Source organism: Serratia sp. TSA_105.2 (assembly GCF_052692115.1).
Map to the genome: position 1 here is coordinate 226053 of NZ_JBQZFT010000005.1, position 14363 is coordinate 240415.

At 59.6% G+C, this 14363-nt stretch carries 16 protein-coding genes; 8 read left to right on the plus strand and 8 right to left on the minus strand.

The genetic code is table 11. From position 1 onward, the window contains the following. Nucleotides 1-67: 67 nt before the first annotated feature. The 4 genes from cadA (at nt 68) to ACUTSC_RS17555 (ending at nt 5428) form a co-directional block, all read left to right on the plus strand. Nucleotides 68-2206 (plus strand): lysine decarboxylase CadA, encoded by a 2139-nt coding sequence (cadA, locus tag ACUTSC_RS17540; protein ID WP_033635725.1) that lies wholly within the window; start codon nt 68-70, stop codon nt 2204-2206. Nucleotides 2207-2274: 68 nt separating this feature from the next. Further along, nucleotides 2275-3726: a dipeptide permease DtpD gene (gene dtpD / locus ACUTSC_RS17545; protein ID WP_197768389.1), complete on the plus strand. Its 1452-nt coding sequence runs from the start codon at nt 2275-2277 to the stop codon at nt 3724-3726. Between the two features lie 56 nt (nt 3727-3782). Beyond that, nucleotides 3783-5114 carry a tRNA lysidine(34) synthetase TilS gene (gene tilS / locus ACUTSC_RS17550; protein ID WP_197768388.1) on the plus strand — a complete coding sequence of 444 codons (1332 nt, stop codon included), beginning with the start codon at nt 3783-3785 and terminating at the stop codon, nt 5112-5114. Further along, entirely contained in the window at nt 5114-5428 is a 315-nt protein-coding gene (locus tag ACUTSC_RS17555; RefSeq protein WP_033635721.1) for a c-type cytochrome, read from the plus strand. Before tilS ends, ACUTSC_RS17555 begins: the two co-directional genes overlap by 1 nt. Nucleotides 5429-5478: 50 nt before the next feature. On the opposite strand, the gene rof is transcribed toward ACUTSC_RS17555, so the two are convergent. Beyond that, nucleotides 5479-5742 carry a Rho-binding antiterminator gene (gene rof, locus ACUTSC_RS17560; RefSeq protein WP_004931991.1) on the minus strand — a complete coding sequence of 88 codons (264 nt, stop codon included), beginning with the start codon at nt 5740-5742 and terminating at the stop codon, nt 5479-5481. After that, a complete protein-coding gene (locus tag ACUTSC_RS17565) occupies nt 5729-5929 on the minus strand; it encodes a YaeP family protein (protein ID WP_004931993.1) in 201 nt (66 codons plus the stop codon). Before ACUTSC_RS17565 ends, rof begins: the two co-directional genes overlap by 14 nt. Before the next feature lie 213 nt (nt 5930-6142). Here ACUTSC_RS17565 and ACUTSC_RS17570 point away from each other — a divergent pair, with 213 nt between their 5' ends. The 3 genes from ACUTSC_RS17570 to nlpE are packed head-to-tail and all read left to right on the plus strand — an operon-like array spanning nt 6143 to nt 7821. After that, the gene (locus ACUTSC_RS17570; RefSeq protein ID WP_004931995.1) at nt 6143-6691 is read left to right on the plus strand and encodes a YaeQ family protein; all 549 of its coding nucleotides are present in this window, start codon (nt 6143-6145) and stop codon (nt 6689-6691) included. Between the two features lie 3 nt (nt 6692-6694). Next, nucleotides 6695-7108: an alternative ribosome rescue aminoacyl-tRNA hydrolase ArfB gene (gene arfB / locus ACUTSC_RS17575; protein WP_063990777.1), complete on the plus strand. Its 414-nt coding sequence runs from the start codon at nt 6695-6697 to the stop codon at nt 7106-7108. A gap of 29 nt (nt 7109-7137) precedes the next feature. Further along, nucleotides 7138-7821: an envelope stress response activation lipoprotein NlpE gene (nlpE, locus tag ACUTSC_RS17580; RefSeq protein ID WP_197768387.1), complete on the plus strand. Its 684-nt coding sequence runs from the start codon at nt 7138-7140 to the stop codon at nt 7819-7821. 60 nt (nt 7822-7881) lie between these two features. Here nlpE and proS read toward each other — a convergent pair whose 3' ends face one another. The 6 genes from proS to metN form a co-directional block, all read right to left on the minus strand. Beyond that, the gene (gene proS, locus ACUTSC_RS17585; RefSeq protein ID WP_445653479.1) at nt 7882-9600 is read right to left on the minus strand and encodes a proline--tRNA ligase; all 1719 of its coding nucleotides are present in this window, start codon (nt 9598-9600) and stop codon (nt 7882-7884) included. Nucleotides 9601-9720: 120 nt separating this feature from the next. Next, complete coding sequence (gene tsaA, locus ACUTSC_RS17590; protein ID WP_197768385.1) at nt 9721-10428, minus strand: tRNA (N6-threonylcarbamoyladenosine(37)-N6)-methyltransferase TrmO; 708 nt, start codon at nt 10426-10428, stop codon at nt 9721-9723. After that, a complete protein-coding gene (rcsF, locus tag ACUTSC_RS17595) occupies nt 10425-10829 on the minus strand; it encodes an Rcs stress response system protein RcsF (RefSeq protein ID WP_033649823.1) in 405 nt (134 codons plus the stop codon). Before rcsF ends, tsaA begins: the two co-directional genes overlap by 4 nt. Nucleotides 10830-10943: 114 nt before the next feature. Then, nucleotides 10944-11759 carry a MetQ/NlpA family lipoprotein gene (locus tag ACUTSC_RS17600; protein WP_063990782.1) on the minus strand — a complete coding sequence of 272 codons (816 nt, stop codon included), beginning with the start codon at nt 11757-11759 and terminating at the stop codon, nt 10944-10946. Nucleotides 11760-11798: 39 nt separating this feature from the next. Next, nucleotides 11799-12452: a methionine ABC transporter permease MetI gene (locus tag ACUTSC_RS17605; protein WP_445653480.1), complete on the minus strand. Its 654-nt coding sequence runs from the start codon at nt 12450-12452 to the stop codon at nt 11799-11801. Next, a complete protein-coding gene (gene metN / locus ACUTSC_RS17610; protein WP_004932012.1) occupies nt 12445-13476 on the minus strand; it encodes a methionine ABC transporter ATP-binding protein MetN in 1032 nt (343 codons plus the stop codon). The genes ACUTSC_RS17605 and metN overlap by 8 nt, the downstream gene beginning before the upstream one ends. 188 nt (nt 13477-13664) lie before the next feature. Between metN and gmhB the strand changes: the two genes are divergently transcribed. Beyond that, nucleotides 13665-14228 carry a D-glycero-beta-D-manno-heptose 1,7-bisphosphate 7-phosphatase gene (gmhB, locus tag ACUTSC_RS17615; protein ID WP_043139951.1) on the plus strand — a complete coding sequence of 188 codons (564 nt, stop codon included), beginning with the start codon at nt 13665-13667 and terminating at the stop codon, nt 14226-14228. Nucleotides 14229-14363: the final 135 nt, after the last annotated feature.

Sequence of the window (14363 nt, forward strand, 5' to 3'; positions counted from 1 at the left end):
CCAGCCCCTTTCTTTCCGACCTGTCAGCCGCGACGGGAAGGGGCTTGCTTTGCCAGGAGAAATGCATATGAACGTTATCGCCATCATGAATCACATGGGTGTCTACTTCAAAGAAGAGCCTATCCGTGAACTGCATCAGGCGCTGGAAAGTCTGGATTTCCGCATCGTTTACCCTAACGATCGCGAAGACCTGCTGAAACTGATCGAGAACAACGCCCGTCTGTGCGGGGTGATCTTCGACTGGGACAAATACAACCTGGAGCTGTGCGAAGAGATCAGCCAGCTGAACGAGTACATGCCGCTGTATGCGTTCGCCAACACCTATTCGACGCTGGACGTCAGCCTGAACGATCTGCGCATGCAGGTGCGCTTCTTCGAATATGCGCTCGGCGCGGCAACTGACATCGCCGCCAAGATCAAACAGAATACCGACGAGTATATCGACACTATCCTGCCGCCGTTGACCAAGGCGCTGTTCAAATACGTGCGCGAAGGCAAATACACCTTCTGTACGCCTGGGCACATGGGCGGCACCGCGTTCCAGAAAAGCCCGGTGGGCAGCCTGTTCTACGATTTCTTCGGCCCGAACACCATGAAGTCGGATATCTCGATTTCGGTGTCCGAACTGGGATCGTTGCTGGATCACTCCGGCCCGCACAAAGAGGCGGAAGAGTACATTTCCCGCGTGTTCAACGCCGAACGCAGCTACATGGTCACCAACGGCACCTCCACCGCCAACAAGATCGTCGGCATGTACTCGGCGCCGGCGGGCAGCACGGTGCTGATTGACCGTAACTGCCACAAGTCGCTGACTCACCTGATGATGATGAGCGACATCACGCCGATCTACTTCCGCCCGACCCGCAACGCCTATGGCATCCTCGGCGGCATTCCGCAGAGCGAGTTCCAGCGCGCCACCATCGCCAAACGCGTGAAGGAGACCCCGAACGCCACCTGGCCGGTACACGCGGTGATCACCAACTCCACCTATGACGGCCTGCTGTACAACACCGACTTTATCAAGAACACCCTGGACGTGAAGTCTATCCACTTCGATTCCGCCTGGGTGCCTTACACCAACTTCCACCCGATCTATAAAGGCAAGTGCGGCATGAGCGGCGGCCGCGTGGAGGGCAAGGTAATCTATGAAACCCAGTCCACCCACAAACTGCTGGCGGCCTTCTCGCAGGCTTCGATGATTCACGTGAAGGGCGACATCAACGAAGAAACCTTCAACGAAGCCTACATGATGCACACCACCACCTCGCCGCACTACGGCATCGTGGCGTCGACCGAAACCGCCGCGGCGATGATGAAAGGCAACGCCGGCAAGCGCCTGATCAACGGCTCTATCGAGCGCGCGATCAAGTTCCGCAAAGAGATCAAACGCCTGAAAGTTGAATCCGACGGCTGGTTCTTCGACGTCTGGCAGCCGGAGCATATCGATGAGCCGGAATGCTGGCCGCTGCGCTCCGACAGCGCCTGGCACGGCTTCAAGAACATCGATAACGAACACATGTATCTCGACCCGATCAAGGTCACCATTCTGACGCCGGGGATGAGCAAGGAAGGCGAGATGCAGCCGTTCGGCATCCCGGCCAGCATCGTGGCGAAATACCTCGACGAACGCGGCATCATCGTCGAGAAAACCGGGCCGTACAACCTGCTGTTCCTGTTCAGCATCGGCATCGACAAAACCAAGGCGCTCAGCCTGCTGCGCGCGATGACCGACTTCAAACGTTCGTTCGATCTGAACCTGCGGGTGAAAAACATGCTGCCTTCGCTGTATCAGGAAGCGCCTGATTTCTATGAAAACATGCGCATTCAGGATCTGGCGCAGAACATTCACCGCCTGGTGGAGCAACACAACCTGCCGGACCTGATGTACCGCGCGTTCGAAGTGCTGCCAACCATGGTGATGAACCCGTACCAGGCGTTCCAGAAAGAGCTGCACGGCGAAGTGGAAGAAGTCTATCTGGAAGAGATGGTCGGCAAGGTCAACGCCAATATGATCCTCCCATACCCACCGGGCGTGCCGCTGGTGATGCCGGGCGAAATGCTGACCGAGGAGAGCCGGCCGGTGCTGGAGTTCCTGCAGATGCTGTGCGAAATCGGCGCGCATTATCCGGGCTTTGAAACCGACATTCACGGCGCCTATCGTCAGGCGGACGGACGTTATCGGGTGAAAGTGCTGAAGGCGAAATAACCGCAGCCAATAACAGGGGAGGCGCTCGCGCTTCCCCTTTGTCGTTCACCGACTGATGGGAGACCTCCATGAAAACACCCTCACAGCCGCGCGCAATCTACTATGTCGTAGCCATACAAATTTGGGAATATTTCAGCTTTTACGGCATGCGTGCGTTACTGATTCTCTATCTGACCCACCAACTCGGCTATACCGACAGCCACGCCATCGATCTCTACAGCGCTTACGCTTCGTTAGTTTATGTCACTCCTATTTTGGGCGGCTGGCTCGCCGACCGCCTGCTGGGCAATCGCGTCGCGGTGATTGCCGGCGCGGCGCTGATGACGCTGGGGCATATCGTGCTCGGCCTGAGTGCGGTCTCCGCCCAGTCGCTCTATCTGGCGCTGGCCATCATCATCTGCGGCTATGGCCTGTTCAAATCCAATATCAGCTGCCTGCTGGGCGAGCTGTATCCGGCGCAGGACTCGCGCCGCGAAGGGGGCTTCTCGCTGCTGTACGCCGCCGGCAACGTCGGTTCCATTTTGGCGCCGATCGCCTGCGGGTTGGCGGCCGAGCGCTATGGCTGGCACGTCGGCTTTGCGTTGGCCGGGATCGGCATGTTCGCCGGCCTGGCGATCTTCCTGCTCGGCGGGCGCCACTTCCGCCATACCCGCGGCGTGAATGCACCGCTGATGCGCGCCAAAAGCCTGGGTTTGCCGCACTGGGGGTGGCTGTTGGCGGCGCTGCTGGCGTCGCCGCTGTTCTTCACGCTGCTGTTTGTGCACGACTGGGCCGGCTATTTGCTCGGGCTGGTATGCGTGGCGGCGGTGGTGCTGGTGGCGCGCATTATGCTGCGTGCGGACGCCGGCCAGCGCCGGGGGCTGTGGCAGATCGTTGCGCTGATGCTGCTGGGCACGCTGTTCTGGGCTTTCGCCCAACAGGGCGGCAGCTCCATCAGCCTGTTTATCGATCACTTCGTCGATCGGCGCTGGTTCGGCTGGACGGTGCCGACCGCGCTGTTCCAGTCGGTTAACGCCTGCGCGGTGATGCTGGGCGGCGTGGCGCTGGCATGGCTGGCGAGCGGCGACGGTACGGGCGATCGCACGCTGCGCATCTGGTGCAAGTTCGCCTTCGGTCTGCTGTTGATCGGCGTCGGCTTTACGCTGATGGCGCTCAATACGCGGCTGCACGGGCCGGGATCGATGGGGCTGATGATCGCCGGCCTGGCGGTGATGGGCTTCGCCGAACTGTTTATCGATCCGGTGGCGATGGCGCAGATCACCCGGCTGAATATCCCCGGCGCCACCGGCGTGCTGACCGGTATCTATATGCTGGCGACCGGCTCGATCGCCAACTACCTGGCGGGCATTATCGCCAATCAGACCGCCGAGGATCACATCGAGGGAGCGGCGATGCAGGCGTATGGCCGCATTTTCGCTCAGATCGGCTGGGGAGCGGCCGGATGCGCGCTGGCGGTGATCGCGGTGCTGGGCGGCTGGTGGTTGCTGACGCGGCGCCAGGCCCGGACGGTTAATGCTTGATTGATGACGGTAGGCGGGGTTAACGTGCAGCTATGTAGAAGTGACAAAGCCTACCGATGAATACTGATCAATTAACGACGCGGGTGGCAGACCAGTTGGGCGCGCAGCAGCGGCTGCTGGTGGCGTTCAGCGGCGGCCTGGATTCCAGCGTACTGCTGCATGTGCTGGCGGCGTTGCGCCGCCGGCGTCCGGCGCTGCAGCTGCGTGCGCTGCACGTGCATCACGGCCTGAGCGCCTTTGCCGACCGCTGGGTTGAGCATTGCCGCAGCCGCTGCGCCGACTGGCAGATCCCGCTGACGGTGACGCACGTGCAGGTGGACGCCCGCCAGGGCGGTATCGAAGCGGCGGCGCGTGCGGCGCGCTATGCCGCCTTCAGCGCCGCGCTGACGGAGGGGGAAGCGCTGCTCACCGCGCAACACCTCGACGATCAAAGCGAAACCTTCCTGCTGGCGCTCAAGCGCGGCAGCGGGCCGGCGGGGCTGTCGGCGATGGCGGCACGCGCGGCGTTGGGGGAGCACTTGCTGTTGCGGCCGCTGTTGGGCTGTTCGCGTCAGACGCTGGAAAGCTACGCGCAACGCCACGCCTTAACCTGGATCGATGACGACAGCAATCAGGACACGCGCTTCGATCGCAATTTCCTGCGGTTGCAGGTGCTGCCGCAGCTCAATCAACGCTGGCCGCACTTCGCCTCGGCGGTGGCGCGCAGCGCCGGCCTGTGCGCCGAGCAGGAGCAGCTGCTGGACGAACTGCTGGCGGAACCGCTGCAAAGTCTGTTGGCGGCGGATCGATCATTGGCGATTGACGGCCTGACGGACTGTTCGCCGGTGCGGCGCTTCGCCTTGCTGCGGCGCTGGATCGCGTTGTTTAACGTCACCATGCCGGCGCGTGAGCAGCTGCAACGCCTGTGGGAGGAGGTGGCGCTCAGCCGGGAGGATGCCGAACCGCAGCTGCAGCTCGGCACCTATCAGATTCGCCGTTTCCGCGGCCGGTTGCACCTGTTGCCGCCGCTGGCGGCGCTGCGCGATGTGCATCTGCCCTGGCAGCCTGACCAGCCGCTGACGTTGCCGGACGGGCTGGGGCAGTTGATTGCCGGTGAGGGTGAGCTGGTGCAGCGCGCACCGCAGCCATCGCAACAGGTCAGCGTTCGCTTCGGCGGCGTGCAGGGTGCGGTGCGCATCGTGGGGCGCGCCCATTCGCGGCCGATAAAAAAACTGTGGCAGGAGCTGGGTATTCCGCCCTGGCAGCGTGAACGTATCCCGTTGATTTATTATGATGAGCAGCTGATCGCCGCGCTGGGTGTATTCGTCTGTGAAGCGGGGCTGGTGCCGAAAGGCGAATGCCCGTGGCGGCTGCGCTGGGAAAAAAATCATAATCGCGAGGAGCAATGATGAAGTTTGTGGGGATCACGCTGTTGGCCGCCGGCTTGTTCAGCCTGCCGGCGTTGGCGGCGGGGGATGCGGCGGCCGGCCAGGCGAAAGCCGCCGCCTGCGCGGCGTGCCACGGCGCGCAGGGCAAGGTGACGGTGCCGATGTATCCGAATCTGGCCGGGCAGAACGCCATGTACCTGCAGCACGCGTTGCAGGCGTATAAGAAAGGGGAGCGCAACGGCGGCCAGGCCGAGGTGATGAAGGCCTACGTGTCGGGGTTGTCGGATGACGATATCGCCGATCTGGCGGCCTTTTACGCCAGCCTGAAGCCTTAAATGACGAGGGCAGCCGTTGGGCTGCCCTGTTGGGATGGGGTTACCGCTGCTCAGTCTGACAGACTGACGACCACGGTACCGATTTCCGGATGACTGAAACTGCTGATATGGTCCAGACGCAGGTCGCGCTGCTGGCCGTTCTGTTCGATGGTCAGATACTCAACGCGTTTCTTTTGCAGCAGGTCGATCGCCTTGGCCTCGATCACTTCTCCGTCGCGTAACTCCAGCTTCAGAATAAGTTTATGCTGACAGGCGAGTTCCAGGTTGTCGTAGTCATCGCAATTGATGGGTTGGTACTCATCATTCATCAACATAGTCGCTCACCAATAAGTTAGCGGCGGCAAAGGCCGCCTGTTCCCTAACGGAGGACGGTAGCGCATCGTTCGCTGCGACATCGTCCAATGCCTTTAACGCACAAGCCAGCGCATCAGGCACGTAGCCAAGATCTCCACTGCCAATCTCGGCGTAAGTACGGCGTACTAACTCACAGTATTGTTGCACAGTTTCCTCCCTTAAGAACCTCTGCATCATCAAGACTACTATCGCGATGAGGCGCAGGCTCTCGGAGTTTTATCCTATCCTAGACGACTATAGCACAGCTGTTATGGAGTTATCAGCACCCCGGCACGCCTTTCGCACTGCCGTGGCCTGGCCGCGCTGGCGGGGTTTGGCCCTGATCAAGTACACTGTCGCCGGATAATAACGAGGTCACCCATGGCGCTGAAAGCAACCATTTATAAAGCCGCGGTCAATATTGCTGATATGGATCGTCACTTCTACCACGACGCCACGCTGACGCTGGCGCAACACCCGTCCGAAAACGAGCAGCGCATGATGCTGCGCCTGTTGGCCTGGATCTGCCATGCCGACGAGCGGCTGGTGTTCACCAAAGGGCTGAGCGCCGACGATGAGCCGGAGATCTGGCAGCGCAACGACCACAATGGGCTGGAAATGTGGATCGAGATGGGATTGCCCGACGAAAAACGCATCCGCAAGGCCTGCAACCAGTCACCGCGCGTGGTGTTGTACGCCTACGGCGAGCGCGCCGCACACGTGTGGTGGCAGGGAATGCAGGGCAAGGTGGCCGGCTACAAGAACCTGAGCGTGCGTTTCCTCGACGACGAGCAGCTGGCGCGCCTGACGGCATTGGCCAGCCGCACCATGACGCTGCAGGCAACGCTGCAGGAGGGAACTATTTGGCTGTCCGATGCTCAGAATAGTCTGGAAATCCAGTTCGCCGAGTGGCAGCGGGCGCAGGTGTGACCGGTGCTGGAACTGTCAAGAAACGTAGCCATACCGGATAATGAGCTGGAATTGACGGCGATCCGCGCGCAGGGCGCGGGCGGCCAGCACGTGAACAAAACCTCAACGGCGATCCATTTGCGCTTTGACATCCGGGCATCCAGCCTGCCAGAGTATTATAAGGAAAGGCTGCTGGCGCTGAATCATCATCTCATTACCGCTGATGGCGTGGTGATTATCAAGGCGCAAGAGTATCGCAGTCAGGAATTGAATCGCGAAGCGGCGTTGGCCAGGCTGGCCGCGCTGATTCAGCAGGCGATGGTGGTGGAAAAAACGCGCAAGGCGACCAAGCCGACGAAAGGGGCCAAACTGCGTCGCCTGGAAGGCAAGACACGTAAAGGCGCCACCAAAGCGCTGCGTGGCAAGGTTCGCACTTAGGAATACATGAACACAGTAGGAGAATAACTGTGAAGAAAATTACGGTAGCCCTGTTCCTCGCGGCAGGCGCACTCTCGTTGTTGGGATGCAACAATCATTATCAGCCGAAGGAACAACCGCTGCAGGCGATGCCGCAGAGTTATCAAGGGCTGTTGCCTTGCGCCGATTGCGGCGGTCTGGATACGGCGCTGTTCCTGGATGAGGACGGCACCTTCGTGCTGCAGGAAACCTATCGCGACACCAAAGACGGCGATCAGACCTTTGCCGATTACGGTAAATGGGCGCGCACGGCGGATAAACTGGTGCTGACCGACAGCAACGGCGAAAAACGCTATTTCCGCCCGGTGGGCAAGAGCCTGGAAATGCTGGATCGCAGCGGCGTGCCGATCGAATCCAAACTGAATTACCGCCTGGATCCGGTCGAGAAGCCGTTGCCTAAAACGCCGATGACGTTGAAAGGCAGCTACACCTATATGGCGGACGCGGCGGTCTTCAAGGACTGCGCTACCGGCAAAACCTTCCCGGTGGATAACAACATCGCGCTGGAGCAAGGTTACGCCAAAGCATATAAGACCGCCGGCGAGCCGGTATTCCTGACGTTCAGCGCGCATTTCAGCGTGCAGCCGTCGATGGAGGAAGGTCTGACCGAAAAGGCGCTGGTGCCGGACGGTAAAATCGCGTTCGATCGCAGCAAGAACTGCAGCAGCAAATAAGCGATTTCGGATATAAAAAAACCCGCCTGAGCGGGTTTTTTACTTTCTGACGTTCGTCGCTTAGCGTTTGATCTGGCCCAGCAGGAAATCAACGATTTCGCCGGTTTTGATCATTTGCTTCTCGCCGACGCGGCGGTTCTTGTACTCGATCTCTTCGTTGTCGAGGTTACGGTCGCCGATAACGATAGAGTGCGGCACGCCGATCAGCTCCATATCGGCGAACATCACGCCCGGGCGCTCTTTGCGGTCATCGAGGATCACGTCGATGCCGTGGGAGCGCAGGGTGTTGTACAGCTCTTCGGCCAGCGCCTGCACGCGGAACGACTTGTGCATGTTCATCGGCAGAATAGCGACCTGGAACGGCGCGATGGCGTCCGGCCAGATGATGCCGCGTTCGTCATGATTCTGCTCGATGGCGGCGGCCACGACGCGCGTGACCCCGATGCCGTAGCAGCCCATGGTCAGCACCTGGTTGCGGCCGTCTTCACCCTGCACGGTCGCTTTCATCGCTTCCGAGTACTTGGTGCCGAGCTGGAAGATATGGCCCACTTCGATGCCGCGTTTGATCAGCAGCGTGCCCTGACCGTCCGGGCTGGCGTCGCCTTCCACTACGTTACGGATATCGGCCACCTGCGGCAGCGGCAGATCGCGCTCCCAGTTGATGCCGAAGTAGTGTTTGCCGTCGACGTTGGCGCCGGCGCCAAAGTCGCTCATCGCCGCCACGCTGCGGTCAGCAACCACCGGCATTGGCAGGTTGACCGGGCCGAGTGAACCCGGGCCGGCGCCGACGATGGCGCGAATTTCTTCTTCGGTGGCGAAGGTCAGCGGCGCGGCTACCTGAGCCAGCTTCTCGGCCTTGATTTCGTTCAGCTCATGATCGCCGCGCACCAGCAGGGCAACCAGCTTGTGGCCGCTCTCTTCGGTAGCGCGCACCATCAGCGTCTTCACGGTTTTTTCCACCGGCAGCTGGAACTGCTCGACCAGCTCGGCGATGGTTTTGGCGTTCGGTGTATCCACCAGGCGCAGCGCTTCGCCGGCCGCTACGCGTGGAGCCGCCGGCGCGACCGCTTCCGCCAGCTCGATGTTGGCCGCGAAGTCGGAACCGGTGGAGAACACGATATCGTCTTCACCGCTGTCTGCCAGCACCTGGAATTCGTGCGAGGCGCTGCCGCCGATCGAGCCGGTATCGGCCTGCACCGGGCGGAAATCCAGGCCCATGCGACTGAAGATTTTGCTGTACGCTTCGTACATCGCGTCGTAAGTCTCCTGCAGAGACTCCTGTGAGGTATGGAAGGAGTAGGCATCCTTCATCAGGAACTCACGGGAACGCATCACGCCGAAACGCGGGCGCACTTCATCACGGAACTTGGTCTGGATCTGGAAGAAGTTCAGCGGCAGCTGTTTGTACGAGCTGATCTCGTTGCGGATCAGATCGGTGATCACTTCTTCATGCGTCGGGCCCAGCACGAACGGACGATCGCCGCGATCGACAAAGCGCAGCAGCTCGGGGCCGTATTGCTCCCAACGGCCGCTTTCCTGCCACAGATCGGCAGGCTGAACCACCGGCATGGACACTTCGATCGCGTTAGCATTGTTCATTTCTTCGCGAACGATGTTTTCAACCTTTTTCAGAACGCGCAGGCCGGTCGGCAGCCAGGTGTAAAGACCTGAGGCCAGCTTGCGGATCATCCCGGCGCGCAGCATCAGCTGGTGGCTGATCACTTCGGCGTCGGCAGGTGTCTCCTTCAGTGTGGAGAGCAGATATTGGCTAGTACGCATGGTGTTTTGGTTCCGTTAGAACTGCAAATTGCATCGGGCTGCCAGAGTGGCGGCCAAAAGTGACAAAAGTGGTTTAGTTTACCAGCGCGAGCGGGTCGCCAAAAGAGAGGCGGCGGAATTTTAACGCGGGTCGAGCGCCAACACTTCGGTATGACCGTCCACGACGCGCCAGCGCACGTTGAAATCCAGCAGCCAGACGGCGTAATCCCGTTCGACGCCCTCTCCTTTACGATAGGCGGGACGGGGGTCTTGCGCCAGCACCTGGCTGATAAAACGCCTTAATTGCGGGTAACGCGCCTGATGTTGCTGCAGCTGCTGCTCGGCCTGTGGCGCGAAACGTACCGGCATATCGCCGGCGGGCGCGTCCTGGGCAAAGCCGGCGCGGGCCTGCGGCTGGCTTTCGGCGAACGGCAGATACGGCTTGATGTCTACCACCGGGGTACCGTCGACCAGATCGAGGCTGCCCAGCTCCAGCGTCACTTCGCCGTTTTTTACCCGCACGCCTTTCAGTTCGATCAGGGACATGCCGAGCGGGTTGGGCCGGAAGGTGGAGCGGGTGGCGAACACGCCCATGCGGGCATTGCCGCCTAAACGCGGCGGACGCACCGTCGGCCGCCAGCCGCCTTCCAGGGTTTGATGGAAAATGAACATCACCCACAGATGGCTGAAATCGCTGAGGCCGCGTACCGCCTCCGCCTGGTTGTAGGGCGGCAACAGCAGCAGTTCGCCGCCACCGTCTTCGACCAGCCCCGGCTGGCGGGGAACGGCGAATTTTTCTTTATACGGCGAGCGGATCACGCCGATCTGCTCGAAAACGAATTCGGTCATTTGGACGAGACGTTAAGCGCCGAGCCCTGGCAGACGGCCTGCTGGTAACAACCGGCGACGCCGCTGACGATCTGGCAGTCGTGCAGCAGCACGGCGTTGGCCTTCATGTAAGACGCGCGGATTTGCATGCGTTTACGGGCGGTGGCCAGATTCGGTGGGGAGTCTTGTACGGTGGTTTGGCACGATTCGCCAGACACTTCACCCAGATCGCGGAACGGCTTGCCCACGAGCTCTTCTGCACTTTTGTACAGTTTTACCGGAGCGGGGCGGGCGGCCGGCGTGGTCTTGGCCGGGCTGGTGGTGGTCGGCTTGCTGGTGCTGTTTGTTGAGGACGGCGCGATACGCTGCGATGAACATCCGGCCAGCGCGAGCGCTAACAAACAGAGAGGTAAAACACGCATTGAGATTCCTCTGCCTTAATGAAAGTGGCGCTATTGAAGCAATCTATGGCGGAAATAACAAGACGGGCCTTGGCCCGTCTTGCAATTATAGGAATAAAATTGGCGAATAAGCGCTTACCAGCCTTTCACCGCACCGCCGTTGAAGATTTTGTTGGCGGCGGCGTCCACTTCGTCAGACTGATAGGCCTGCACGAATTTCTTCACGTTTTCCGCATCTTTGTTATCTTCGCGCGCAACCAGCAGGTTGACGTAAGGCGAGTCTTTATCTTCCACGAACAGGCCGTCTTTCGCCGGCGTCAGGCCGATCTGGCTGGCGTAGGTGGTATTGATCACCGCCAGTGCGATCTGCTGATCGTCCAGGGAACGCGGCAGCTGAGGCGCTTCCAGCTCAACCAGCTTCAGGTTTTTCGGGTTCTCGGTCACGTCCAGCACGGTCGGCAACAGGCCAACGCCGTCTTTCAGTTTGATCAGGCCGACTTTCTGCAGCAGCAGCAGCGAACGGCCCAGGTTGGTCGGATCGTTAGGCAGTGCGATCTGAGAACCCTCTTTCAGCTCGTCCAGCGATTTGATTTTCTTGGAGTAACCGGCAATCGGGTAAACAAAGGTGCTGCCGACCGGCACCAGCTTGTAGCCGCGATCTTTGATTTGCTGATCCAGGTACGGCTTGTGCTGGAAGGCGTTCAGATCGATATCGCCTTTGCTCAGCGCTTCGTTAGGCAACACGTAGTCGTTGAAGGTGACCAGCTCAACGTCCAGACCGTATTTCTCTTTCGCCACTTTCTGAGCGACTTCAGCCACTTGCTGCTCAGCGCCGACGATCACGCCGACCTTGATGTGGTTTGGATTCTTTTCATCCTGGCCACAGCCCGCCAGAGCCAGAGTGCCGATCAGTGCGCCAATTGCCGCGATGGATTTAAATTTTAACGACATATCCCTTCCTCATTAGACTCGCATTAACATGCTGTGAAACTATTTATGGGTAACGGCTTTGACGATGCGATCGCCGCAGAACTGGATCAGATAAACCAAAACTACCAGTAATACTAATACGGTATTCATCACTGTGGCGTTATAACCGATATAACCGTATTGGTAACCGATTTGGCCCAGACCGCCGGCGCCGACCGCGCCGCCCATGGCGGAGTAGCCCACCAGGGTGATCAGCGTGATGGTTGCGGCGTTGACCAGGCCCGGCAGGGCTTCCGGCAGCAACACTTTCTTGATGATCTGCATCGGCGTGCCGCCCATGGCGCGCGCCGCTTCCACCAGGCCGGACGGGATCTCCAGCAGGGCGTTTTCCACCATGCGCGCGATGAACGGTGCGGCGCCTACGGTCAATGGCACGATGGCCGCCTGCAGACCGATAGAGGTGCCGACGATCATGCGGGTAAACGGAATCATCCAAACCAGCAGGATAATGAACGGGATGGAACGGAAGATGTTCACCAGCCCGGACAGGATTTTATACAGCGAGTTGTTGGCGATGATCTGCCCCGGGCGGGTGACATACAGCAGCACGCCGACCGGCAGGCCGAGCACGAAACCGAAGAAGCCGGAGACAAAGGTCATCATGACGGTTTCCCACACGCCACGCGCCATCAACCACATCATTGCCTCAGACATAACCCAGAACCTCTACTTTTACCTGATTTTCCTGCAGGAACTTAATCGTCGCCAGCGCGTCTTCGTCGCTGCCGTGCAGCTCCGCCAGCATCACGCCGAATTTCACGCCACCGGCATAATCCATCTGGGCGCTGATAATGTTGTTGTTCACGTTGAAGCGGCGAGCGGCTTCAGACAGCAGCGGCGCATCGACCGACTGGCCGGTGAATTCCAGGCGCAGCAGCGGCTGGCGGTCGCCCTGACGTTCCGGCGACAGGCGCGCGGCGTAGTCGTCCGGGATATCCAGATGCAGCGTGGACTGAATGAACTGTTGGGCCAGCGGGGTTTTCGGGTGTGAGAACACTTCGCTGACGCTGTCTTTTTCGATCAGTTGCCCTTGGCTGATGACCGCGACCTGGTCGCAGATGCGTTTCACCACGTCCATTTCGTGGGTGATGAGCAGAATGGTCAGGCCCAGACGGCGGTTGATGTCTTTCAGCAGTTCCAGGATGGAACGGGTGGTGGCCGGATCCAACGCGCTGGTGGCTTCGTCGCACAGCAGCACTTTGGGATTGCTGGCCAGCGCACGGGCGATCGCCACGCGCTGTTTCTGGCCGCCGGACAGGTTGGCCGGGTAGGCGTCGTGCTTGTCAGCCAGGCCGACCAGCTCCAGCAGTTCGGTCACGCGCTTTTTGATCTCGGCGCGCGGCGTATTGTCCAGCTCCAGCGGCAGCGCCACGTTGCCGAACACCGTGCGGGAAGAGAGCAGGTTGAAGTGCTGGAAGATCATGCCGATTTGGCGACGGGCGCGCGTCAGTTCGCTTTCAGACAGCGAGGTCAGATCCTGACCATCGACCAGGACCTGGCCGGACGTTGGGCGCTCCAGCATGTTAGCGCAGCGGATCAGCGTGCTTTTGCCGGCACCGGAAGACCCGATAACGCCATAGATTTGCCCGGCAGGGACGTGAAGGGTCACGTCAGAGAGCGCGGTAATAGTGCGCGAACCCTGCTGGAACACTTTAGTGATGTTAGAAAGTTTAATCATATTCTTCTTATTTTAGCGTGGTTGCCCGTGGCTAGATAAAAGTAAACCTCGGCGTGGAACCAAGGTATGGATCAGATGTTAAGGCGTCTAGACGTCTAAGTCAACGGCCAACGACGTTCTCCGGCGTTCTCAGTACGGGGTAAAACATGCGATACTGTCAGCGTATACAGGCCCTCAGGAGCAAAGCGGTGACACAAAGCGTTCCAGCAATTTTTCTCGATCGTGACGGTACGATTAACGTTGACCATGGCTATGTCCATGAAATCGACAACTTCCACTTTATTGACGGCGTGATTGACGCCTGTCGCGAACTCAAAAAGATGGGCTTCGCGTTGGTGATGGTGACCAACCAGTCCGGCATTGCACGCGGCAAGTTCAGTGAAGACCAATTTATGTACCTGACCGAGTGGATGGACTGGTCGCTGGCCGATCGCGACGTCGACTTCGACGGCATCTATTTCTGTCCGCACCATCCGGAGGCAGTAATAGAAGAGTATCGTCAGGTGTGTGACTGCCGTAAACCGCAGCCGGGCATGCTGCTGCAAGCGCAGCAGGAATTGAACATCGATATGGCCGCTTCTTATATGGTGGGCGATAAACCGGAAGATATGCAGGCGGCGATCGCGGCCGGCGTTGGCACCAAGGTGCTGGTACGTACCGGCAAACCGGTGACGGAGCAGGGCGAAAAGCTGGCCGATTGGGTGCTAAATAGCCTGGCGGACCTGCCGGCAGCCATCAAAAAGCGGGTTTAATAGGCGTTACGAATGAATAGTGAGCGGTCAGATAAAAAATGCATATTATCGCTTGTCATTCTGAACAGGCTCCCTATAATGCGCCTCCATCGACACGGAACATGTGAACAACTTCACAGAGTATCCGGGGGTCGC